The organism is Iodidimonas sp. SYSU 1G8, from assembly GCF_039655775.1.
Taxonomy (GTDB): Bacteria; Pseudomonadota; Alphaproteobacteria; order SMXS01; family SMXS01; genus RI-34.
Genome location: NZ_JBBYXJ010000001.1, coordinates 1,273,141 through 1,294,908, shown reverse-complemented (window position 1 = coordinate 1,294,908; position 21,768 = coordinate 1,273,141). Strand labels below are relative to the sequence as shown.

At 63.0% G+C, this 21,768-nt stretch carries 24 protein-coding genes; 15 read left to right on the top strand and 9 right to left on the bottom strand.

Annotated features, from left to right (window positions below):
* Positions 1 to 3: 3 nt before the first annotated feature.
* The 3 genes from WJU17_RS06260 to rpsD all read left to right on the top strand — a co-directional run bounded on the left by WJU17_RS06260 (position 4) and on the right by rpsD (position 1,962).
* On the top strand, positions 4 to 750 hold the full coding sequence (locus WJU17_RS06260; protein ID WP_346326475.1) for an RNA methyltransferase: 747 nt from the start codon (positions 4 to 6) through the stop codon (positions 748 to 750).
* Positions 751 to 775: 25 nt separating this feature from the next.
* Positions 776 to 1,066: a putative quinol monooxygenase gene (locus WJU17_RS06255; RefSeq protein WP_346326474.1), complete on the top strand. Its 291-nt coding sequence runs from the start codon at positions 776 to 778 to the stop codon at positions 1,064 to 1,066.
* 278 nt (positions 1,067 to 1,344) lie between these two features.
* The gene (rpsD, locus tag WJU17_RS06250) at positions 1,345 to 1,962 is read left to right on the top strand and encodes a 30S ribosomal protein S4 (protein ID WP_346326473.1); all 618 of its coding nucleotides are present in this window, start codon (positions 1,345 to 1,347) and stop codon (positions 1,960 to 1,962) included.
* Positions 1,963 to 2,042: 80 nt separating this feature from the next.
* On the opposite strand, the gene WJU17_RS06245 is transcribed toward rpsD, so the two are convergent.
* Entirely contained in the window at positions 2,043 to 4,046 is a 2,004-nt protein-coding gene (locus WJU17_RS06245; protein ID WP_346326472.1) for a PhoX family phosphatase, read from the bottom strand.
* A gap of 84 nt (positions 4,047 to 4,130) precedes the next feature.
* Here WJU17_RS06245 and WJU17_RS06240 point away from each other — a divergent pair, with 84 nt between their 5' ends.
* Positions 4,131 to 4,442 (top strand): antibiotic biosynthesis monooxygenase, encoded by a 312-nt coding sequence (locus WJU17_RS06240; RefSeq protein WP_346326471.1) that lies wholly within the window; start codon positions 4,131 to 4,133, stop codon positions 4,440 to 4,442.
* Between the two features lie 4 nt (positions 4,443 to 4,446).
* On the opposite strand, the gene grxD is transcribed toward WJU17_RS06240, so the two are convergent.
* Genes grxD through purC form a run of 6 tightly spaced genes read right to left on the bottom strand, consistent with a single transcriptional unit; the run spans position 4,447 to position 8,899 of the window.
* Positions 4,447 to 4,785, bottom strand: coding sequence for a Grx4 family monothiol glutaredoxin (grxD, locus tag WJU17_RS06235; protein WP_346326470.1), 339 nt, complete (start codon positions 4,783 to 4,785; stop codon positions 4,447 to 4,449).
* 9 nt (positions 4,786 to 4,794) lie between these two features.
* Positions 4,795 to 5,028, bottom strand: a complete 234-nt coding sequence (locus tag WJU17_RS06230) for a BolA family transcriptional regulator (RefSeq protein WP_346326469.1) — start codon at positions 5,026 to 5,028, stop codon at positions 4,795 to 4,797.
* 19 nt (positions 5,029 to 5,047) lie between these two features.
* Positions 5,048 to 7,237: a phosphoribosylformylglycinamidine synthase subunit PurL gene (gene purL / locus WJU17_RS06225; RefSeq protein ID WP_346326468.1), complete on the bottom strand. Its 2,190-nt coding sequence runs from the start codon at positions 7,235 to 7,237 to the stop codon at positions 5,048 to 5,050.
* On the bottom strand, positions 7,234 to 7,896 hold the full coding sequence (gene purQ / locus WJU17_RS06220) for a phosphoribosylformylglycinamidine synthase subunit PurQ (protein WP_346326467.1): 663 nt from the start codon (positions 7,894 to 7,896) through the stop codon (positions 7,234 to 7,236). Before purQ ends, purL begins: the two co-directional genes overlap by 4 nt.
* Positions 7,893 to 8,135 (bottom strand): phosphoribosylformylglycinamidine synthase subunit PurS, encoded by a 243-nt coding sequence (purS, locus tag WJU17_RS06215; protein ID WP_346326466.1) that lies wholly within the window; start codon positions 8,133 to 8,135, stop codon positions 7,893 to 7,895. Before purS ends, purQ begins: the two co-directional genes overlap by 4 nt.
* Complete coding sequence (purC, locus tag WJU17_RS06210; RefSeq protein WP_346326465.1) at positions 8,132 to 8,899, bottom strand: phosphoribosylaminoimidazolesuccinocarboxamide synthase; 768 nt, start codon at positions 8,897 to 8,899, stop codon at positions 8,132 to 8,134. Before purC ends, purS begins: the two co-directional genes overlap by 4 nt.
* A gap of 154 nt (positions 8,900 to 9,053) precedes the next feature.
* Here purC and WJU17_RS06205 point away from each other — a divergent pair, with 154 nt between their 5' ends.
* On the top strand, positions 9,054 to 9,380 hold the full coding sequence (locus tag WJU17_RS06205) for a DUF1476 domain-containing protein (protein ID WP_346326464.1): 327 nt from the start codon (positions 9,054 to 9,056) through the stop codon (positions 9,378 to 9,380).
* An 89-nt stretch (positions 9,381 to 9,469) separates the two neighbouring features.
* On the opposite strand, the gene purB is transcribed toward WJU17_RS06205, so the two are convergent.
* Complete coding sequence (gene purB / locus WJU17_RS06200) at positions 9,470 to 10,777, bottom strand: adenylosuccinate lyase (RefSeq protein WP_346326463.1); 1,308 nt, start codon at positions 10,775 to 10,777, stop codon at positions 9,470 to 9,472.
* A 268-nt stretch (positions 10,778 to 11,045) separates the two neighbouring features.
* Between purB and WJU17_RS06195 the strand changes: the two genes are divergently transcribed.
* Positions 11,046 to 11,546, top strand: coding sequence for a type II toxin-antitoxin system antitoxin SocA domain-containing protein (locus tag WJU17_RS06195; RefSeq protein ID WP_346326462.1), 501 nt, complete (start codon positions 11,046 to 11,048; stop codon positions 11,544 to 11,546).
* Positions 11,547 to 11,557: 11 nt separating this feature from the next.
* Positions 11,558 to 12,283: a hypothetical protein gene (locus tag WJU17_RS06190; protein ID WP_346326461.1), complete on the top strand. Its 726-nt coding sequence runs from the start codon at positions 11,558 to 11,560 to the stop codon at positions 12,281 to 12,283.
* 7 nt (positions 12,284 to 12,290) lie between these two features.
* Here the strand turns inward: WJU17_RS06190 and WJU17_RS06185 are convergent, their stop codons facing one another.
* Entirely contained in the window at positions 12,291 to 13,625 is a 1,335-nt protein-coding gene (locus WJU17_RS06185; RefSeq protein WP_346326460.1) for an aromatic ring-hydroxylating dioxygenase subunit alpha, read from the bottom strand.
* 150 nt (positions 13,626 to 13,775) lie between these two features.
* Here WJU17_RS06185 and WJU17_RS06180 point away from each other — a divergent pair, with 150 nt between their 5' ends.
* The 8 genes from WJU17_RS06180 (at position 13,776) to WJU17_RS06145 (ending at position 21,754) form a co-directional block, all read left to right on the top strand.
* A complete protein-coding gene (locus tag WJU17_RS06180; protein WP_346326459.1) occupies positions 13,776 to 14,459 on the top strand; it encodes a TetR family transcriptional regulator in 684 nt (227 codons plus the stop codon).
* Positions 14,460 to 14,844: 385 nt separating this feature from the next.
* Positions 14,845 to 15,690 carry an enoyl-CoA hydratase-related protein gene (locus tag WJU17_RS06175; protein ID WP_346326458.1) on the top strand — a complete coding sequence of 282 codons (846 nt, stop codon included), beginning with the start codon at positions 14,845 to 14,847 and terminating at the stop codon, positions 15,688 to 15,690.
* A 3-nt stretch (positions 15,691 to 15,693) separates the two neighbouring features.
* On the top strand, positions 15,694 to 16,821 hold the full coding sequence (locus WJU17_RS06170) for an acyl-CoA dehydrogenase (protein ID WP_346326457.1): 1,128 nt from the start codon (positions 15,694 to 15,696) through the stop codon (positions 16,819 to 16,821).
* Between the two features lie 13 nt (positions 16,822 to 16,834).
* Positions 16,835 to 18,055 (top strand): acyl-CoA dehydrogenase family protein, encoded by a 1,221-nt coding sequence (locus WJU17_RS06165; protein ID WP_346326456.1) that lies wholly within the window; start codon positions 16,835 to 16,837, stop codon positions 18,053 to 18,055.
* Between the two features lie 11 nt (positions 18,056 to 18,066).
* Positions 18,067 to 19,044, top strand: coding sequence for a nitronate monooxygenase family protein (locus tag WJU17_RS06160; protein WP_346326455.1), 978 nt, complete (start codon positions 18,067 to 18,069; stop codon positions 19,042 to 19,044).
* Positions 19,045 to 19,186: 142 nt separating this feature from the next.
* Positions 19,187 to 19,675 (top strand): pyridoxamine 5'-phosphate oxidase family protein, encoded by a 489-nt coding sequence (locus tag WJU17_RS06155; RefSeq protein WP_346326454.1) that lies wholly within the window; start codon positions 19,187 to 19,189, stop codon positions 19,673 to 19,675.
* Positions 19,676 to 19,824: 149 nt separating this feature from the next.
* Positions 19,825 to 20,961 (top strand): patatin-like phospholipase family protein, encoded by a 1,137-nt coding sequence (locus tag WJU17_RS06150; RefSeq protein ID WP_346326453.1) that lies wholly within the window; start codon positions 19,825 to 19,827, stop codon positions 20,959 to 20,961.
* Between the two features lie 10 nt (positions 20,962 to 20,971).
* Positions 20,972 to 21,754, top strand: coding sequence for a 3-hydroxybutyrate dehydrogenase (locus WJU17_RS06145; RefSeq protein ID WP_346326452.1), 783 nt, complete (start codon positions 20,972 to 20,974; stop codon positions 21,752 to 21,754).
* Positions 21,755 to 21,768: the final 14 nt, after the last annotated feature.

The following is a 21,768-nucleotide window of genomic DNA, read 5'->3' as shown; positions in this document are numbered from 1 at the left end:
CGCGTGTCGAACGCACCGGCCATCATTCTGGTCGTCCCGCAGATGGGCGAGAATATCGGCGCCGCGGCGCGGGCGATGAGCAATTTCGCGCTCACCGACCTGCGCCTGGTGCGTCCCCGCGATGGCTGGCCCAATCCGGATGCCGTGCCCATGGCGGCGGGCGCGACCGGCATTCTCGACAATGCCAAGGTATTCCGCACCACCGAGGACGCCATCGCCGATCTCAATTATGTGGTCGCGACCACCGCCCGCCAGCGCGGTATGATCAAGCCCGTACTGCCGCCGCGCGGCACGGCCGAGGATCTCTGGACGCGGTCGGGCGAGGGGCAGAAGACCGGCATCCTGTTCGGCGGTGAACGCTCAGGCCTTGCCAACGAAGACGTGGCGCTGGCCGATGCGGTGGTGACCATCCCGACCAATCCCGGTTTCTCTTCCATCAATATCGCCCAGGCCGTGCTGCTGCTGGGCTATGAATGGTTCGTGGCGACCGGCCGTGATTTGCCTGAGCAGCCTGTCGACGACCGTTCGCGCCCGGCGACCAAGGAAGAGCTGGTCGGTTTCATGGAGCATATGGAAAGCGCCCTTGATGCGGCCGGTTTTCTGTTCCCGCCGGCCAAGCGCCCCAGCATGGTCCTGAACCTGCGCAACATGTGGCAGCGCGCCGACTTGAGAGAGCAGGACATACGAACGCTTCGAGGTATCATCGTCGCCCTGTCTTCGTATAAGACTCGGGGCGTCAAAACCGACTGAACCGGACTGAAAGGGGAGAGAATCAATGAGCAAATGGGCCATCGTCGCCAAGATCAAGGTGAAGGAAGGCAAGACCGCCGAGTTCGAGGCCGCCGCCGCCGATCTGGTCAAGGCCGTGAACGCCAACGAGCCGGGCTGCCTGTTCTATGAACTGCACCGTACCGACGATCCGCTGCTCTATGTGTTCGTCGAGCGCTACGAGAACGAAGACGCCATGAAGGCGCATGGCCAGTCCGCGCACTTCAAGGAATTGGGCCCCAAGATGGGCGCGTTCATGGATGGCCGCCCCGACATCATGCGCCTGCCGCAGGTTTGAGAATCGGCTTTTTGTGAAGGGGCCTGCGGGGACAGAACGTCCTGGCCGGCCCCTTTACTTATTGGCGGGGGCCTTCGGCATTTGACGAAGTGGAAGAGGCGCTTTAGGCACGTCGGCACTGTTGCCGGTGTCGTTGGACTATCGGTGACGCGGATGGTCAGCGGATTGCCTCTAGGCGTTGACATCGCTCCGTCGCTGCGTATAGTGCGCCCACCCGAGCGGGCAGGAGTGCCCGTTCATTTTATTTTGCACGCAAGCGAACTGAGAAGAACGGCTTAATGAGCAAGCGGATCAACGCGAAGTACAAGATCGACCGTCGCCTGGGCGAAAACCTCTGGGGTCGTCCCAAGAGCCCGGTGAACAACCGGTCCTATCCCCCGGGTGAGCACGGTCAGCGCCGTCGCCGCAAGCCGTCGGATTTCGGCAATCAGCTGATGGCCAAGCAGAAGCTGAAGGGCTATTACGGCTCGATCACCGAGAAGCAGTTCCGCAACATCTATGCCGAAGCCGTCCGCCTGCGCGGCGATACCGGCGAGAATCTGATCGGCCTGCTGGAGCGCCGCCTGGACGCGATCGTCTACCGCGCCAAGTTCGTGCCGACCGTGTTCGCGGCCCGTCAGTTCGTCAACCATGGTCACGTCCTGGTCAACGGCAAGCGCGTCAACATTGCCTCCTACCGCGTGCGTGAAGGCGACGTCGTCACCGTCAAGGAAAAGTCGCGTCAGCTCCTCCTGGTGCTGGAGGCCATCGAATCGGCCGAGCGCGACACGCCCGAATATCTCGAAGTGGACTACAAGGCGATGTCCGCCACCTTCGTGCGTACGCCGAAGCTGGGTGACGTTCCCTACGCCGTCCACATGGAGCCGAACCTGGTCGTCGAGTTCTACTCGCGCTAAGTTTCGCGCCATAGGATTTCAGACGGGCCGGATGCAAATCCGGCCCGTTTTGTTTTCGCGTCATGGGGACACCGGAGCGGTCAGCTCCCGATCTTCCCGCCACCCTTCTTCGTGATTACCAGCACCGAAGGCCGCGGCGGGATGCCCGGCTTGAAATCGGGCCAGCGAGTGGCCGGGTTCTCGAATGTCGAGGGTCCTTCGAACAGCGGCCATTTGTCGCAGCTGTCATCGCCGGGGTGCTGGACGGCGAGGAATAGGGTCTCGCCATCGGGCGTGAACCGTGGGCCGCACATTTCCGCTCCCATGGGGCAGCGGAACAGCATCTTTGCGAGGCCGCGGCCGGGACCCTCGGTTTCGAGAGCCCACAGGCCATCGGCACTGACGCCTTCCGGCGCCGTGTCCTTCGGAGCGTCCGGGACAGCTTTTCCGGAATTGTAGACCCAGTTGTCGCCCTGATCGGTCGAGACCCACAGATTGCCGGCGGGATCGACCGCGCAATTGTCGGGCGAGGAGAACCACCCATTCGCGTCCGTAGCCGGATTCCATACCGCGCCGATGCCATCCCGGGCGGGGTCGCCGCACTGAACCAGCAGCTCCCACCGCGCGCCCGTCGCCGTGTGATCGCCGCCGTCGGGTGTCATCTCCACGATCTGCCCGCTGGAATTGCCCGCCCGGGGATTGGGCCCGTCGGGCTGCGCCAGACCGGCTTTGCCGCGCTGTGAGTTGTTGGTCAGCATGGCATAGACCTTCCCGGTCACGGGATTGGGCTCCACGTCCTCGGGCCGGTCCATGGGCGTCGCGCCGAGGATGTCGGCGGCTCGCCGTGTCTCGATCAGAACCCGCGCCTGGCTGTCGAAGCCGTTCGAGGCATCGAGGCCATTCTGGCCGAAGACCAGCGGCAGCCATGTCATGCTGCCATCCTCCGCGAACCTGGCGACATAGAGCGTGCCATCATCCAGAAGTCCGGTCGCGCTCGCCGGATTCCGGGGATCGTAGCGACCGGTGGAGACATATTTGTAGAGATACTCGAAGCGAGAATCGTCGCCCATGTAGACAACGACCCGGCCATCCCTGTTGACGATGGATTCCGCGCCCTCGTGGGAGAAGCGGCCCAGCGCGGTGCGCTTGACGGGCGTGGATCGTGGATCGAACGGATTGACCTCCACTACCCAGCCGAAGCGGAAGGACTCGTTCGGTTCCTGTCCGACGTCGAACCGGTCGTCGAGCGCCATCCAGGTGCCTCCGCCTGGCATGCTGTACCGGAAGAACGCCTGCTGGCGCGGGTCGTCGCCCGGCAGGCTGCCGCCGAAATACTTGTTGTAGTTCTCCTCGGCCATCAGATAGGTGCCCCAGGGCGTGATGCCGCCGGCGCAGTTGTTGATGGTGCCGAGCACCTTCGTGCCTGTGGGATCGGCGCTGGTCTTCATCCAGTCATGCCCTGCCGCCGGCCCGGCGATGGTCATCGGCGTGTCGGAGGTGATGCGGCGGGCATAGCGGCTGTCCTCGACCACCTGCCATTTGCCAGCCTGCTTGCGGATTTCGAGCACGGACCCGCCATGAGCCTGGATCTCGATGGCCGCGCGTCGTTTGGCCCACGCGGCCTTCACCTCTTCAGAAGCATCATCCGGCAGTTTCGGAAACATGACCTCGGCGGAAACATATTCATGGTTCACGCACAGCAGCCCGTGGTCGCTGTTGTTGGAGCCGGCCGGAAGAGGCACGAAGCCGACATAATCATTGTTGTAGCCGAACTGCAGCGCCTGAGCTTCGGCCGATTGGTTGGAGGGATCGAATGCGGGCGCACCCGGCAGCACGGCGTCGCCCCAGCGTATCAGTATGTCCGCGTTGTAGCCTTCGGCCACGTGATGCATCTCGTCGACGCCCCGGGGCAGTCCCTTGAAGGTGAACGGCTTTGCCGTGGCCTTTTCCGCGGCCGCCAGGGCCATCGAACTGGCTGACGCCAGCGCCGCCGATGCGAATAGGCCGCCTCTCAGCACGGCGCGGCGGCTGATCCGCGTGTCGATGATCTCCCCCAGCGTGGGCGCGGTGAAAGGGCGGTCGCAATACTCGTCGTCATCGTGCATGGGTGTCTTCCGGCTGGCGGTCGTTGGCTGTGTCTGGCAATGCATAGCAGAATGCCAGTGTCACTTTTGTGAAAGGGCTTCGCCATGGAAAAAGGCGCCTGGGCCGCGATCTTCACATCCCGTCTTACAGACGACGCCGAAGGCTATGCCGAGGTGAGCGAGCGCATGGAGGAACTGGTCCGGAGGCAGCCTGGCTACCTCGGTCATGAAAGCACGCGCGACCCGTACGGATCAGGCATCACCGTCAGTTACTGGGCGTCGGAAGAGTCGTTGAAGGCTTGGCGCGATCAAGCAGAGCATCTCGCGGCCCGGAAGATGGGCCGCGAGCGCTTCTACGAATGGTTCAGGCTGGATATGTGCCGTGTCGAGCGAACGTACGGGTTCGAACGCGAGTAGGGACCTAGACGTATTCGGGGTCGAAGCCCTTGGTCTTCATGTACTCGTGCAACTCGCCGGTTTCGTACATCTCGCGCATGATGTCGCAGCCGCCGACGAACTCGCCCTTCACATAGAGCTGGGGAATGGTCGGCCAGTCGCTGAATTCCTTGATGCCGTTGCGCACGGTATCGTCGGACAACACGTTGATGCCCTTGAACGGCACCGCCATGCGATTGAGAATTTCCACGGCGGTGGCCGAGAAACCGCACTGCGGAAACAGGGGCGAGCCCTTCATGAACAGAACGATGTCGTTCTTTTCCAGTTCGGACTTGATGTACTCGAAAGCGGGATTGTCGCTCATCGCATGATCCTATTCAGGGGCCGAGGTCTGCAGGGCCAGGGCATGGAGAACGCCGCCCATGTTGCCTTGCAGCGCCTTGTAGACGATCTGGTGCTGTTGTACCCGATTCTTGCCCCGGAACGCCTCGGAAATCACGTGCGCGGCATAATGGTCGCCGTCACCGCGCAGATCCTCGATCGTTACCTTGGCATCCGGCAGGGCATCCTTGATCAGCCGTTCGATCTCGTGGGCATCCATCGCCATGTGGCAACAACTCCTGCGGTCAGGGAACGGCCATGTAGGCGGGCAACCAGCCTTCATGAACCTGGGTCAGTTCGGCCACTGATATGGCGTCGGCTTCGCCGATTTTCAACGTATCGCCGCCCGTGACGCCAATCACCGACGCGCTGACGCCGGCAACCGCCGCCTGTTCCAGCACCAGTTCGGGACTGGCGGTGGTCAGCACGTAGCGGCCCTGGTCCTCGCCGAACAGGAAGGCATAGGCGGGCACGCCGTCTCGGTCGTAATCCAGCGCCGCGCCGATGCCTGAAGCCATGGCCATGTCGGCCAGGGCCACCAGCAGGCCGCCATCGGATACGTCGTGACAGGCGGTCGCGACACCCGCGAGGATCAGGTCGCGAACCAGATCGCCATTGTGCCGCTCTACCGACAGGTTCACCGGCGGCGGCGCGCCGTCTTCTCGGCCGCACAGTTCGCGGGCATAGAGCGACTGGCCGAGATGACCCTTGGTCTCGCCGATCACGACAATGGTCTCGCCGGCAGACGCGAACGCGATGGACGCTCGCTGCGAGGCATCGGCCAGCAGGCCCACGCCGCCGATGGCGGGCGTCGGCAGGATGGCCTGGCCATTGGTCTCGTTGTAGAGCGATACGTTGCCTGAGATGACCGGATAGTCCAGTGCCAGACAGGCTTCCGCCATGCCCTCCAGGCAGCCGACGAGCTGGCCCATGATGGCCGGCTTCTCCGGATTGCCGAAGTTCAGGCAATTGGTGATTGCCAGCGGGGTCGCGCCGGTGGCGGTGATGTTGCGCCAGGTCTCGGCCACGGCCTGCTTGCCGCCCTCGACCGGATCGGCCTTGCAATAGCGCGGCGTGCAGTCGGTGCTGATGGCCAGTGCCTTCGACGTGCCATGGACGCGCACGATACCGGCGTCGCCGCCGGGACGGCCGATGGTGTCGCCCATGACCATGTGATCGTACTGCTGCCAGATCCAGCGCTTGGAGGCGAGGTCCGGCGTCGCGAGCAGGTCGCGCAGGGCTTCCGAATTGCTCTCCGGCGCGGTGAATGCGTCCGGGCCGAGGACGTCCTGCTTGGGCGTTTCCTCGTGCGGACGGTCGTAGTTCGGCGCGTCGTCCACCAGCGGACCCAGCGGAATGTCGGCGACGACCGCGCCCTTGTGCTTCAGCACCAGATGCTTGGTGTCGGTAACTTTGCCGATGATGGCGAAGTCTAGATCCCACTTGCGGAAGATGGCGTGCGCGAAATCCTCGCGACCCGGCTTGAGCACCATGAGCATGCGCTCCTGGCTTTCGGACAGCATCATCTCGTACGCCGTCATGCCGGTCTCGCGCTGGGGAACGTTGTCCAGATCCAGCTCGATGCCGACGTCGCCCTTCGAGCCCATCTCGACCGAGGACGAGGTCAGGCCGGCCGCGCCCATGTCCTGGATCGCCACGATGGCGTCCGAGGCCATCAGCTCGAGGCAGGCCTCGATCAGCAGCTTTTCGGTGAAGGGATCGCCAACCTGCACGGTCGGGCGCTTCTCCTCGCTGTCCTCGCCGAACTCGGCCGAGGCCATGGTGGCGCCGTGAATGCCGTCGCGGCCCGTCTTCGAGCCCACATAGACCACGGGATTGCCGATGCCGGCGGCAGCCGAGTAGAAGATCTTGTCGGTGTCGGCGACGCCCACGGTCATGGCGTTGACCAGGATGTTGCCATTATAGGCCGGATGGAAATTGCACTCGCCGCCGATGGTCGGCACACCGACGCAATTGCCATAGCCGCCGATGCCGGCGACCACGCCCGCCAGCAGATGGCGCGTCTTGGGATGGTCCGGGCTACCGAAACGCAGGGCATTCAGGTTCGCCACGGGACGCGCGCCCATGGTGAACACATCGCGCAGGATGCCGCCCACGCCCGTCGCCGCGCCCTGATAGGGCTCGATGAAGCTGGGATGGTTGTGGCTTTCCATCTTGAAGATGGCGGCCTGGCCATCGCCGATGTCGATGATGCCCGCGTTCTCGCCGGGTCCGCAGATGACCCACGGCGCCTCGGTCGGCAGCTTGCGCAGATGGCGGCGCGAGGATTTGTAGGAGCAATGCTCCGACCACATCACCGAGAAGATACCCAGTTCGGTGATGTTGGGCTCGCGGCCCAGCGCCCGCACGATGCGGTCGTATTCGTCTTCCTTCAGGCCGTGTTCGGCGACCAGGGCCGGCGTGATCGCATTCATAGGGATGCTACCAGACTTTCGAACATCCTGGCGCCGTCAGAGCCGCCCAGCGCCGGTTCGATCATGCGCTCGGGGTGCGGCATCATGCCCAGCACGTTCCGTTCCTTGTTGAAGATGCCCGCAATGTCGCGCTGGGCGCCATTCGGATTGCCGTTCACATAGCGGAAGGCGATCTGTCCGTTCTGTTCCAGATCGTCCAGCGTCGCCTCGTCGGCGAAATAGTTGCCTTCGTGGTGGGCGACGGGAATGGTGATGGTCTCGCCCGCCGAGTATGTGCGGGTGAACACAGACTGATCGCTCTCGACCCGAAGCTGCACGTCCCGGCAGACGAACTTCAGATGCGCGTTGCGCATCAGCACGCCCGGCAGCAGTCCGGCTTCGGTCAGGACCTGGAAGCCGTTGCAGATGCCAAGGACCGGCGTGCCCTGGTTCGCCCGCGCCACCACTTCGCGCATGATCGGCGAACGCGCCGCCATGGCGCCGCAGCGCAGGTAATCGCCGAAGGAGAACCCTCCGGGGATCACGATCAGATCCACGTCCGGCAGCGCGCTATCGCCGTGCCAGACCATATGCGGCTTCACGCCACAAATTTTCTCGATGGCGACAGCGGCATCGCGGTCGCAGTTCGAGGCGGGGAAGACAATGACAGCCGGTTTCATTCAACCAGTTCGATGCTGTAGTTCTCGATGACCGTGTTGGCGAGGAGCTTCTCGCACATGTCCTTGACCGAACGTTCGGCCGCGGCGCGGTCGGTTTCGGTCAGGTCCAGTTCCAGGAACTTGCCCTGGCGGACGTCGCTGACGCCGCCGAAACCCAGCGAGCCCAGCGTGTGCTGGATCGCCCGGCCCTGCGGGTCGAGAACGCCTGATTTGAGGGTGACGTGAACACGTGCCTTCATTGCATGACCTCCGGTCCCTTCATGTCCGTGGGGCCGCTTTCCGGCAGAATGCCGAGCCGGCGTGCGACCTCCTGATAGGCTTCCGCTTCCCCGCCGAGCCCGCGCCGGAACCTGTCCTTGTCCATCTTTTCGAGGGTATGGAGGTCCCAGAGGCGGCAATTGTCGGGGCTGATCTCGTCGGCGAGGACGATGCGCATCTGGTCCTGGTCGTCATACAGGCGGCCGAACTCCAGCTTGAAGTCGATCAGCTTGATGCCGATGCCCAGGAACAGGCCGCACAGGAAATCATTGATCCTGAGGGCGAGCGCCATGATCTCGTCCAGCTCGGGCGGCGTCGCCCAGCCGAACGCGGTAATGTGTTCTTCCGACACCATCGGGTCGTTCAGTTCATCGTTCTTGTAGAAGTATTCTACGATGGACCGGGGCAGTGGTGTGCCCTCGGCGATGCCCAGACGCTGCGAGATGGATCCGGCGGCGACATTGCGGATCACCACCTCGATGGGGATGATCTCGACCTCGCGCACGAGCTGCTCGCGCATGTTCAGGCGGCGCACGAAATGGGTCGGAATGCCGATCTCGCCCAGCCGGAGCATGACGAATTCGGAAATACGGTTGTTGAGCACGCCCTTGCCGGTAATCGTGCCCTTCTTCTTATTGTTGAAGGCGGTCGCGTCGTCCTTGAAGTACTGGACCAGCGTACCCGGCTCGGGTCCTTCGAACAGGACCTTCGCCTTGCCCTCGTAGATTTGTCGGCGACGGCTCATGGTTTGTTCCTTGCCGCGGTGAGGGCAGATGTGGGAAGCGCGGGACCATAGAGCAAACCCAACGCGGCGACAATCCATTTGCAAGGTTGATTATAGCCGGTGCGCTCGCTATCTGGTTAGGAATTCCATGTCCACCCGGCGGGAGCCTTCAGCCATGACCCAGTTCGACAATCGCGAAAAAGCGTTCGAATCGAAATACGCCCACGATCAGGAGCTTGCCTTCAAGGTCATGGCGCGGCGCAACAAGCTTCTGGGCCTGTGGGCGGCAGGCGAGATGGGCCTGAGCGGCGATGCCGCGGCCGAATACGCCAAGGACGTGGTGAAGTCCGACTTCCAGGAAGCGGGCGATGATGACGTATTCCGCAAGGTCAAGGCTGACCTCGACGCCAAGCAAGTCGCCATCACAGATCACCGCCTGCGCAAGGAGATGGAAGACCTTCTGGTCGAGGCCAAGCGTCAGGTCATGGAAGAGCTGCAGTAGTCGGCGATCCGGTCGCCTCGGCGGTCTTCAGGACATTCAATCTTCGGTGGTAACCCGGCTTGCGCCGGGTTTCTCCGTTATGGCGGCGCTCAGGCTTCGCCGAACACCCGGCGGAAGATCGTGTCCACGTGCTTGGTGTGGTAGCCGATGTCGAAGACCGCATCCAGGTCGGCATCGGGGATGATCACGCCGTCATCGGCCTTCAGCAGGGCGAGGAAATCCGCCTCGCCGCCGACCTGCGCCGCTTCCCACACCTTCATGGCGTTGCGCTGCACGATGGAGTAGCTGTCCTCGCGCGACACGCCCGCCTGGGTCAGGGCCAGCAGCACGCGCTGCGAGAACACCAGACCGCGCAGCTTGTCCATGTTCCGCTGCATGTTCTCGGGATAGACCAGCAGCTTGTCCATGACGCCGGTCAGGCGCACCAGGGCGAAGTCCAGCGTCACCGTCGCGTCCGGGCCGATGCCGCGTTCCACCGATGAATGGGAAATGTCGCGCTCGTGCCACAGCGCCACGTTCTCCATGGCGGGAACGACCGTCATGCGCACCAGGCGGGCGAGACCCGTCAGGTTTTCCGTCAGCACCGGGTTGCGCTTGTGCGGCATCGCCGAGCTGCCCTTCTGGCCGGGCGAGAAATATTCCTCGGCCTCCAGCACCTCGGTGCGCTGCAGATGGCGGATTTCCGTGGCCAGCCGCTCGATGGAGCTGGCGACCACGCCGAGCACGGCAAAGAACATGGCGTGCCGGTCGCGCGGGATGACCTGGGTGGAGACCGGCTCGGCCTCGAGGCCCAGCGCCTTGGCCACATGCTCTTCCACGCGCGGGTCGATATTGGCGAAGGTGCCGACCGCGCCCGAGATGGCGCAGGTGGCCACTTCCTTGCGCGCGATCACCAGGCGGTCGCGGTTGCGGCTGAATTCGGCATAGGCCTGCGCCAGCTTCAGGCCGAAGGTGGTGGGCTCGGCGTGGATGCCGTGGCTGCGGCCGATGGTGATGGTGTTCTTGTGCTCGAAGGCGCGGCGCTTCAGCACGGCCAGCAGCTTGTCCATGTCCTCGATCAGCAGGTCGGCGGCGCGCACCAGCTGGACGTTCAGGCAGGTGTCGAGCACGTCGGACGACGTCATGCCCTGGTGCACGAAGCGGGCTTCTGGCCCGACATGCTCGGCCAGATTGGTCAGGAAGGCGATGACGTCGTGCTTCACCTCGCGCTCGATGGTGTCGATCCGGTCGACCTCGAAGGCCCCGCGCTCCCAGACGGCCTTGGCCGCTTCCTTCGGGATCACGCCCAGCTCGGCCAGGGCATCGCAGGCATGCGCCTCGATCTCGAACCAGATCTGGAACTTGGTTTCCGGTTCCCAGATGCGGGCCATTTCGGGACGTGTATAGCGCGGGATCATGGTGTCACTCGTGAGTTGATCATCCACCGATGTGGGATTGCGCGTTGGTTAGCAGACCGACAGCAGGGCTACAATACCGCCATCCAGATTCGGGCGTCATATGGTAGGCTCATTTGGGTTGCGACCGCATGCCCGACACTGCAATCTTCTAACTGTGATCCTACTAATAGGTCTGGGTTGTTGTCATATCCCTAGGGGTTGTGTATGCGGGGTTGATCAGCAGTCATACATGGGCTAAAATAGAAGGCGAGTACAAGGACCGATTCCAATGAGTTTTGACGGGAGAGCGGTCGCTAACTTCATTCTGGATGTCTGCGAGCAACATGGGCGCAGAATTAGTAATCTGGCCTTGCAGAAAATCCTATTCTTCTGCCACGCAAGATTTTTAACCGATTTGGGCAAGCCATTGATTCGACACGATTTTGAAGCGTGGCAATTTGGCCCTGTTCTTCAGTATGTTTATCGCGAATTTAAGGACTTTGACGCCATGCCCATCAGTAGACGAGCAATGGCTACAGATCGAGAGAGTGGCGAAAAGAGAACTGTAGGTTATTCTTTTGATGAGGAGGCGGAGCGGCTTTTAATTGAGACTATACAGTTCTATAGCAGAATGAGTGCGGGGGCGCTTGTAGAGCTGAGTCACGTAAAGGGGGGGCCTTGGGACGAAGTCTGGAATCATGAAAGCCAGATTAATCCAGGTATGAAGATCAGCAATGATCGGATTTTGAATTACTATCAGCAGGCAAAACGACCCCACCATTTGCAATAGGCGAGTGTAACGTGACCAATCTAAAAATTCCTTCTCTGCAGCACTTGGCGCGGAATTGGCAAAGCACCCCAAGTGGGATTGCCAAACAATTGATTGAATTGGCAAATAACCCACCTACATTTAATTATAACCCGCTATTTTCAGCGGTAGTTGATATGTTGGTGTTGAATGTTCCCTACGAACATATCTGCGAGGGAATCCGAAGAAAAATTAAGTGGATAGCGCTTCGGGAAAACTATTTGGAAACACTTGCATTAATATACAAGTACTTCCAGTGTGTAAATCCCACTTACGTTCAGAGAGTGGGCAGGAGATATTATCCTGTTGGAAGGGGTTTATTGGTACCGTTTGATCCTCCAATCATTTATGGAGAAAAAGGAGAAGTATATTTTCCGTGGCTTAGTTTCTGGCGTATAAACCCCTTGTTGGGTGAAAGGCTGTCTCTCTTTGTGACGCTTGTCGAGGAAATGCTGAGAAACGACCCTGAACTTGAAGGTGCAAGGTTCCAAATATTGGATTTTGCTGCGCCGGGCAAAAAGAAACCAAGGCAGCTAGTTGTCCGTGATACAACTGGGATTCCTCGGCTGAATCCTTCGCGAATATCGGAGATGCTTTCAACTTTTGCAGAAGGCTACTTGCAGGCGGTTTATGAGCTATCTTCCGCTAAGACGCCGCCAGCAACAGGCGACAGCCCCGGACGGGACAAGAACGGAGACTCCCAGCTTTCGCTGATATAGCGCTGCCCTACTTCCGCCCCTCCACGTAATCGTTCAGCGTCTCGTGGAAGTGCTGCAGGCGCCGTTCCTGGTTGGTGAGGTTCGCGCCGCGATAGCCCGCCGAGTTGAAGCCGAGCTGCTGGTTCTCGGCGATGCTCAGATCCTGGTCGTTGGTGCGGCCCAGCGACTTCTCGCCATAGCGGAAATGATCGACCGGCGCGTCCTCCACGGGCAGGTCCGGGCCGCCGGCGGGCGAGGGGACACTCTTCACGCCCTCGATATGCGGCACGAAGTACCAGTGATCGAACTCGCACTTCTGCGGGTCGGTGGCGTGCGGGCGCGGGCGCAGCAGCTGCACCCCGTCCGGGCCGACCGTGATCACGTTGTTGGGGAAGATGTTGTAGATGACGTAATCGGTCAGCTGATAGTCCTTCAGATGCGCGTAGTGCGCGTAGCCCTTGGCCGGTCCCAGCGTGCGCTTCTGCTTCTGGATATCGAGCCGGATCTGCTTCATGCGGGCGTTGCCGTGGTAATCGGCGGGGTCGAGCTCCCACTTCTCCATCATCGCCGCCACGTCGGCCGGCGGCTCGTCGCCCTTGTAGGACGCGGTCGGGCGGTGCGAGGGAAACCAGCCGCTGTTGGTGCCGTTCTCGCGCAGGTCGAACTGGCATTCCGAGAACACGGTCTCGATGTAGGGCGCCAGTTCCGGGTGCAGCACTTGGACGTGATAGCCCTCGTTGAAATTGTCGGTAATGACCTTCCAGTTGCAATTGGCGTCGGCGGTCATGTTCAGCACCCGCACCATGTTCTCCATGCGGTAGCCTTCGATCTCGTCACCGGAGGTGCCCAGCGCCTCGCGCAGGGGCAGGGCATTCGGGTCCATGTTGAACCAGACGAAGCCGGCGAACTCCTCGCATGGCATCTCGATCAGGCTCATCTCGCCGCACGGATTGCCGCCCGGGAAGTCGTCGGCGTCGGGCATGGCGCTCAGCAGGCCGTCGGCGCCCCACACCCAGCCATGATAGGGGCAGCTCAGCCCGTTGATGGCCGAGCCCTCGTCCGCGAAGGTCAGGCGCGCGCCGCGGTGCTGGCAGACGTTGAAGAAGGCGCGGACCCCGCCGTTCTGCTGGCGGATCATCAGGATCGACTCGCGGCCCAGCGTCGCGTTCAGGTAATCGCCGGCTTCCGGCATCTGATAGGATAGGCCGCCGATCTGCCAGGTGCGCATCCAGACGCGCTGCCATTCCCGCTGGTAATAGTCCTTCGAGATGTAGCGTTCGGCGTCGATCACGTCGCCGCGCAAGGCGGGCTCGGGAAATTTGGCGGGCCGTTCGATGTCCAGCTTCGTGCTAACCGTGCTCATGGCAATGTCCCCGTTGCGTCGTGACCGATGATCGTGCAAAGTTTGAACGATCGTTCAGAAAGAGTGTGGCCCGCGCCAATTATTGTCAAGAGAGTCGGTTTCCGGGCCGCAGTCGCTGGCCGGAAAGGTTCGGGAAAAGGGTGTGATGTCATGGAGATCGCCGATCCGGCCGCCTCTGCGCCCATGGAGGGTGCGAAGACCTCGACCAAGGACAAGATCCTCGATGCGGCCGAGGAGCTGTTCGCCGAACGCGGCTACTACGGCGTATCGATTCGCGACATCACCCGTCATGCCAGGGTGGAACTGGCGCTGGCCAACTATCATTTTGGGCCCAAGGAAGACCTGTTCCGCCACGTGATCGCCCGCCGCGCCGACGAGAACAGCAGCCGGCAGATCGCCTCGCTCGAGGCCGCCATCGCGCAAGCCGGCGGACGACCGCCCGGCATCGAGGCGCTGGTGCGCGCCTTCTGCGCCCCCATGTTCGAGCGCACCATGCGCGGCGGCCCGGGCTGGAAACATTATCTCAAGCTGCTGTCACACACGGCCAACACGACGCAGAGCCACGGTTTCCTCGCGCCCATGAACGAGCGCTACGATCCCGTCGTCGCCGCCTATACCGATGCGTTCAAGCGCGCGCTGCCGGCGGCCTCGCCGCGCAACATCCACTATGCCGTGTTCTTCCTTCAGGGCGCTATCGTCTATGCCCTGGCCGAAACCGGCGCCATCAACCGCCAGTCGGGCGAGCTGGTGGATGCCTCCGACTTCGACGCCATCCTGGAGCGCATGGTGCCCTACTTCGCCGCGGGCTTTTACGCGCTGGCAGGGCGGGATTGAGTTATTGAACGGTTGTTGAATTTTAGTTCAACCGTGGACGCTCCTCCACCTGTCATCCCCGATTTATTCGGGGACCCGCGCCAGTGCCCGACCGGTTGTGAGGGAATGGCACGGACAGCGATGCGGGAACTTCTTCAACCGGTCTCGCCCACAGGCGGGTCCCCCACTAAATCGGGGATGACAGGTGAGGTGATTGGGGACGCGGATCGCGCGTGCCAAGCGTGGTCCTGTCAACAGTCCCTCGTGCGCCGCTGTTCCAACCATCACCCATGATGTTACCCGCCGGTTATTTTCGCGCCGGGCGGGCTTGCGGCCCCTTCCAAACTCTTTAAAGTGCTCGCACCGTCTTCTTGGGGAAGACCCCACACGCTGGGGAGCATGAGCTGTGTCCGACTACGAATTCATTCTGGTGGATGATCCCGCGCCGTGGGTGCGCCGGATCACGCTGAACCGGCCGGAAAAGCGCAACGCCATGAACAACGCCCTGCGCGGCGAGGTGTTCAAGGCGCTGGAGATCGCCGACCGCGACGACAGCATCCGCGTCACCATCCTGCGCGGCGCGGGCAAGGCGTTCTGCGCCGGTTACGACCTCGCCGGCGCCAACGGCCAGGAACAGCCCTATTACACGCCCGGCGGCATCGGCAACTGGCCGCGTCACGTGGTGCAGGGCTGGTTCACCATCTGGGATCTGGCCAAGCCGGTGATCGCCCAGGTGCATGGCTACTGCCTCGCCGGCGGCACCGAGCTGGCGACGGCATGCGATCTGGTCTATGTGGCCGAGGACGCGCAGATCGGCTATCCGCCGGTGCGCACCATGAGCCCGCCCGACATGCAATTCCATCCGTGGATGCTGGGCATGCGTCACGCCATGGAACTGATGCTGACCGGCGATGCCATGAACGGCGTCGAGGCGGTCGAGAAGGGCTTCGCCAACCGCGCCTATCCCGCCGAGCAGCTGGACGAGAAGGTGCTCGAGCACGCCGAGCGCGTCGCCAAGGTGCCGGCCGACATCCAACAGATGAACAAGCGCAGTATACATCACGCCATGGAGATCATGGGGATGCGCGCGGCGATCCGCGCGGGCACGGAAGTGCAGGCGCTGGCCTTCTTTACCGAGACCTCGCAAACCTACCGAGCCGAACTCCGAAAAGGGGTAACCCAGGCGCTCTCCAAGCGCGACGAGACGTTCGGCGACTACCGCACCCAGGGACAGAAGAAAGCAGGGGACTAAGCCATGAATTTCGAATTTTCCGACGACCAGAAGCTGCTGAAGGAACAGGCTCGCGGCTTCCTGCAGAGCAAATCGTCCAGCAAGGACGTCCGCCGTATCCTGGACGGCAACGAGCCGTTCCATCCGGAACTGTGGAAGGGCGTGGCCGAGATGGGCTGGCTGGGCGCCTCCATCCCCGAGGAATATGGCGGGCTGGGCCTTGGCTATCTTGAACTGTGCGTGATCGCCGAGGAACTGGGCCGCGCCGTGGCGCCGATTCCCTTCTCGTCGACCGTCTACCTGTTCGCCGAGGCGATCCTGGCCGCCGGCACCGAAGAGCAGAAGCAGAAATACCTGGAGAAGGTGTCCGCCGGCGAGATCATCGGCGCGCTGGCCCTGTCCGAGGGTCCCGGCGCCGTGACGCCCAAGACCATCCAGAGCAGCGCGAGCGGCGGCAAGATCACCGGCACCAAGCTGCCGGTCGCCGATGGCGACGTGGCCGATTACGCGGTTGTCGCCGCGCGCACCGGCTCGGGCAGCGACGAAGGCTCGATCTCGCTGTTCATCGTCGACATGAAGTCGGCGGGCGTGAAGGCCGAGGCCATCGAGACGGTCGATCCGACCCGCAGCCACGCCAAGGTCACCTTCGACGGCGCCGCCGCCGAGCCGCTGGGCGCGGCCGGGCAGGGCTGGGCGATCCTCGACCGTGTGTTTGACCGGGCTGCCGTGCTGTTCGGTTTCGAGCAGGTCGGCGGCGCGCAGGCCGCGCTGGAAATGGCCCGTGACTACGCCATGGGCCGTTACGCCTTCGGCCGTCCGATCGCCTCGTTCCAGGCCATCAAGCACAAGCTGGCCGACATGTACGTAGCCACCGAGCTGGCGCGCTCGAACGCCTATTACGGCGCCTGGGCGCTGTCGACCGACGCCCCGGAACTCGCCGTCGCCGCCGCCACCGCGCGCGTCAGCGCCACCGAGGCCTACCACGAGTGCTCCAAGGAGAACATTCAGGTACATGGCGGCATGGGATTCACCTGGGAGTTCGACTGCCACCTGCATTATCGCCGCTCCAAGGTGCTGAGCCTGGTGTTGGGCAGCCTGCCGCGCTGGAAGGACCGCCTGATCAGCCGTCTCGAAGAACGCAACGCGGCCTGAGCGGAGACAGCAGATGGATTTCAACGATACCCCGCAGGAGGCCGCGTTTCGCGCGCAGGCCCGCGAATGGATCGCCGCCAACCGTCCCGCCGATGGCTGGCAGACCCGCACCGGGCGCGACGATGACGGCATCGCCACGTCGAAGGCCTGGCAGAAGAAGAAGTACGACGCCGGCTGGGCCTGCATCCACTGGCCGACCGAATTCGGCGGCCGCGGCGCGACTCCCATCGAGCGCGTGATCTGGTCGCAGGAAGAGGGCGAACTGGGCCAGCTCGGCGGTGTGTTCATCATCGGCCAGGGCATGTGCGCCCCGACGATCATGGCGCATGGCTCGCAGGCGGCCAAGGAACGCCACGTGCCCAAGATCGCCAGCGGCGAGGAGATCTGGTGCCAGCTGTTCTCCGAGCCGGGCAGCGGCTCCGACCTCGCCGGTCTGCGCACGCGGGCCGAGAAGCAGGGCGACGAGTGGGTCATCAATGGCCAGAAGATCTGGACGTCGGGCGCGCACTATGCCGATTACGGCATCCTGATCACCCGGACCGACCCCAACGTGGCCAAGCACAAAGGCCTGACCATGTTCTATCTGGACATGCGGTCGCCCGGCGTCACCATCAAGCCGATCAAGCAGGTCTCCGGCCGCTCCGACTTCAACGAGGTCTACTTCGCCGATGTGCGCATCCCCGACAGCCAGCGGCTGGGCGAGGTGGGTGACGGCTGGAAGGTCTCGCTGACCACGCTCATGAACGAGCGCCTCGCGGTGGGCGGCGGCTTCCCGACCAACTTCGAGGAAATGTTCGAGATGACCAAGGTCATCGAGGGCGATAATGGCGCGGCCATCGACGATGCCGCCGTCCGCGAGAAGCTGGCGGACTGGTACATTCGTGCCGCTGGCCTGCGCAACACCCAGAACCGCATGATGTCGGCGCTCTCGCGCGGTCAGGCGCCGGGTCCGGAGGCCTCCATCAGCAAGCTGGTGCTGGGCATCAACCGCCAGAACATGGCCTCGACCATGCTCGACATTCAGGATACCTATGGCGTCATCAGCCAGAAGGACCTGGCGGTGAACGGCGGACAGTTCCACGAGATTTTCTTCCGCGCGGTTGCCCACCGTATCGAGGGCGGCACGGACGAAATCCTGCGCAACATCATCGCCGAACGCGTGCTGGGCCTGCCGGGCGACATCCGGGTCGACAAGGACCTGCCGTTCAACAAGATCCCTTCCGGGGCGAATTAAGAGGACTATCCGTGATCAAGACCCGTTTTACCGAAGAATTCGGCATAAAGTACCCGATCCTGCAGGGCGGCATGCAGTGGGTGGGGCGCGCCGAGCTGGTGTCGGCCGTCGCCAATGCCGGCGCGCTCGGCTTCATCACCGCCCTGACCCAGCCGACGCCGGAAGACCTGGCCAAGGAAATCAAGCGGTGCCGCGAGATGACCGATCAGCCGTTCGGCGTCAACCTGACCATCCTGCCCACCGTGAAGCCGACGCCCTATGATGAATACGCCCGCGCCATCATCGACGGCGGCGTAAAGATCGTCGAGACCGCCGGCCGCAATCCGGAACCCTACATGCCCTGGTTCAAGGAAGCCGGCGTGAAGGTGATCCACAAGTGCACATCCGTCCGTCACGGTGTGAAGGCCCAGCAGGTCGGCTGCGACGCGGTGTCCATGGACGGCTTCGAATGCGCCGGCCATCCGGGCGAGGACGACGTGCCGAACCTGGTGCTGCTCCCGGCTGCCGCCGATCAGCTGACCATTCCGATGATCGCCTCGGGCGGTTTCGGCGATGGCCGCGGTCTCGTCGCCGCGCTGGCCCTGGGCGCCGAAGGCATCAACATGGGCACCCGCTTCATGGCCACCAAAGAAGCCCCGGTGCACGAGAACGTGAAACGCAAGCTGGTCGACAGCTCCGAGCGCGACACCCAGCTCGTCTACCGCAAGTTCCGCAACACGGCGCGCATCTACAAGAACGATATCGCCAAGCGCGTGCACGAGATCGAGACCACCAAGCCGGATGCCACGTTCGAGGACATCAAGGAATTGGTCGTCGGCGTGAAGGGCCGCTCGCTGCTCGAGACCGGCGAGATGGAGACCGGCGTGTGGAGCGCGGGCACGGTCATGGGCATCATCAACGATATCCCGACGGTGAAGGAACTGGTCGACCGGATCATCCGCGAGGCGGAAGAGATCATCAACCAGCGTCTGGCGCGTATCGCCAACTAGACACTAGGCGTATTCAGCGGGGCCGCCCCGGTGGTTGGCCCCGCGATCGTTTCCGCTCCTCGGGCGGCAGGCGATCTGGTGCGACAGGGGAACTCTTCCGCGCACCCGCTGTTTCCAGTGCAGTCACTCACTGGAGAATCCCATGCGCGAACCCCACGAATTCGAAGAGAAGTTCTGGAAGGCCCTCGATTCCGAACGGACGATGATGCTCGGCCTTGCCGGGGTGGAGGAGCCGCATCCGCGGCCCATGACCGGCTTGATCGAAGGCAAGCACGGCCCCATCTGGTTCTTCACGTCGCGGGAAAGCGAACTGGTCGGCGCGTGCGGTGCGGGCGCATCCCGTGCCATCGGAACCTTCACCTCGAAAGGCCATGATCTCTTTGCCACCGTGCGAGGCACGCTCGTCATCGACAATGACCGCGAGGCCATCGAGCGGCTGTGGAACCCGATGATCGCTGCCTGGTACGAAGGTGGTAAGGATGATCCCGATCTGGTCCTGCTGCGTTTCGACGCCGAGCGTGCGGAAATCTGGCTCGACGCCAACAGCCTGATCGCTGGCGTGAAGATGCTGCTGGGCATCGACCCCAAGAAGGACTACCGCGACAAGGTCGCGGACGTCTCCCTCAGCTGATATCATTCGGACTGAACTGGATCGGGGGTTGCGAAGCATGTCTGTTTTGCAACCCCCTTTCGCATGTGCGGCAGGGTTCAAGGGGTTGTACCGCGCTGCAATAAGGCGCCTCATTGGGGCAATCGCGCGTGTCCTGAACCGAGGCCCCGATGAGCGAACCCGAACCGGCCGATGCGGCCGGCTCCCATCCCCGGACAGTTCTGGTCCTGCAGGGCGGCGGCGCATTGGGCGCCTACCAGGCGGGTGTCTATGAAACGCTGGCGGCGGCCGGGCATGCGCCCACATGGCTGGCCGGCATTTCCATCGGGGCGATCAACGCCGCGCTGATCGCGGGGAATCCACCGGGCCGCCGTGTCGAGCGCCTCAGGACGTTCTGGGACACCGTGTCGGGCAGCCTCCTGGCCGATCCGCTCATTCCCGGCAGCAAGGCACGCTCTCTCTTCGGCGACGTCAGCGCCGCGTGGGCCGCGATCTTCGGCTTGCCCGGCTTCTTCAGGCCGCGAGTGCCGCCGTTTCTCTTCTATCCGGAAGGGGCGCCTCAGGCTCTGAGCATCTATGACACCGGACCGTTGCGGGAGACGCTGTTGAAACTGGTCGATTTCGACCTGATCAATTCCGGCGTCACCCGGCTCAGCGTCGGCGCGGTCAATATCCGAACCGGGAACTTCGCCTATTTCGACAGCGCCCATCAGACCATCGGGCCGGATCACATCATGGCGAGCGGCGCGCTGCCGCCTGGCTTTCCGCCGGTCGAGATCGATGGCGAGCATTACTGGGATGGCGGCATCGTGTCCAACACCCCGCTGGAATATGTGCTCGAGGAACAGCCGCGCCGCGACATGCTGATCTTCCAGGTGGATCTGTTCAGCGCCCGCGGGCCCATGCCGGAAACCCTGATCGACGCGGCCGAGCGCGAGAAGGATATCCGCTTTTCCAGCCGGACGCGGTTGAACACCGATGTGGCGCGGCAGGTGCAGTCGCTACGCCGCGCGGCGCGACGGCTGATCGCCAAACTGCCCGAGGAGTTGCGGGACGATCCGGACGCGAGACTGCTCGACGCCTTCAGCTGCGACGCGGCGGTGACCATCGTCCACCTGATCCATCGCCATAAGAACTATTTTACCCAGTCCAAGGACGTGGAGTTTTCGCGCCATACGGTGAACGAGCACTGGTCGGCCGGAAATGACGACGTGCGACGAACCCTGAATCACACGGCCTGGCGGACCCGGACCAAACCGCGCGACGGCGTGCGCGTGTTCGATCTGACCCGCGACGGCCGGGCATGAGGAGATTGCCGTGAAACTGAAGGACAAGGTCTGCATCGTCACCGGCGCCGCGCGCGGCATCGGCGAAACGGTGGCGCGCCGCTATGTGGCGGAAGGCGCGCGCGTGGCCATCGCCGACCTGGAACTGGCCGCCGCCGAGGAAACCGCCGCATCGCTCACCGCCATGGGGCCGGGATCGGCCATGGGCGTGGCCATGGACGTCACCGACGAGCAGGCGGTCAGCGACGGTGTGGCGCGGGTCGTCGCGCGGTGGGGCACGGTCGATGTGCTGGTGTCCAATGCCGGCATCCAGATCGTGCACAAGATCGAGGATTTCCCCTTCGCCGACTGGAAGAAAATGCTGTCGATCCATCTCGATGGCGCCTTTCTCACGGCCCGCGCGTGCATCCCGCACATGTACGCCCAGAAGTCCGGCTCGATCATCTTCATGGGCTCGGTGCACTCCAAGGAAGCCTCACCGCTGAAATCCGCCTATGTGACCGCCAAGCACGGCCTGCTCGGCCTGTCGCGCGTGATCTCGAAGGAAGGCGCCGAGCATGGCGTGCGCGCCAACGTGATCTGTCCCGGCTTCGTGAAGACGCCGCTGGTGGAAAAGCAGATCCCCGAGCAGGCCGCCGCGCTGGGTATTCCGGAATCCGAGGTGATCCGGCGGATCATGCTGGGCAACACGGTTGATGGCGAGTTCACCACGGCCGAAGATGTGGCGGAAGTGGCGCTGCTGTTCGCGTCGTTCCCGACCAACGCGTTGACCGGCCAGTCGCTGATCGTCAGCCATGGCTGGTTCATGGAGTGACGGTGCGGACAATG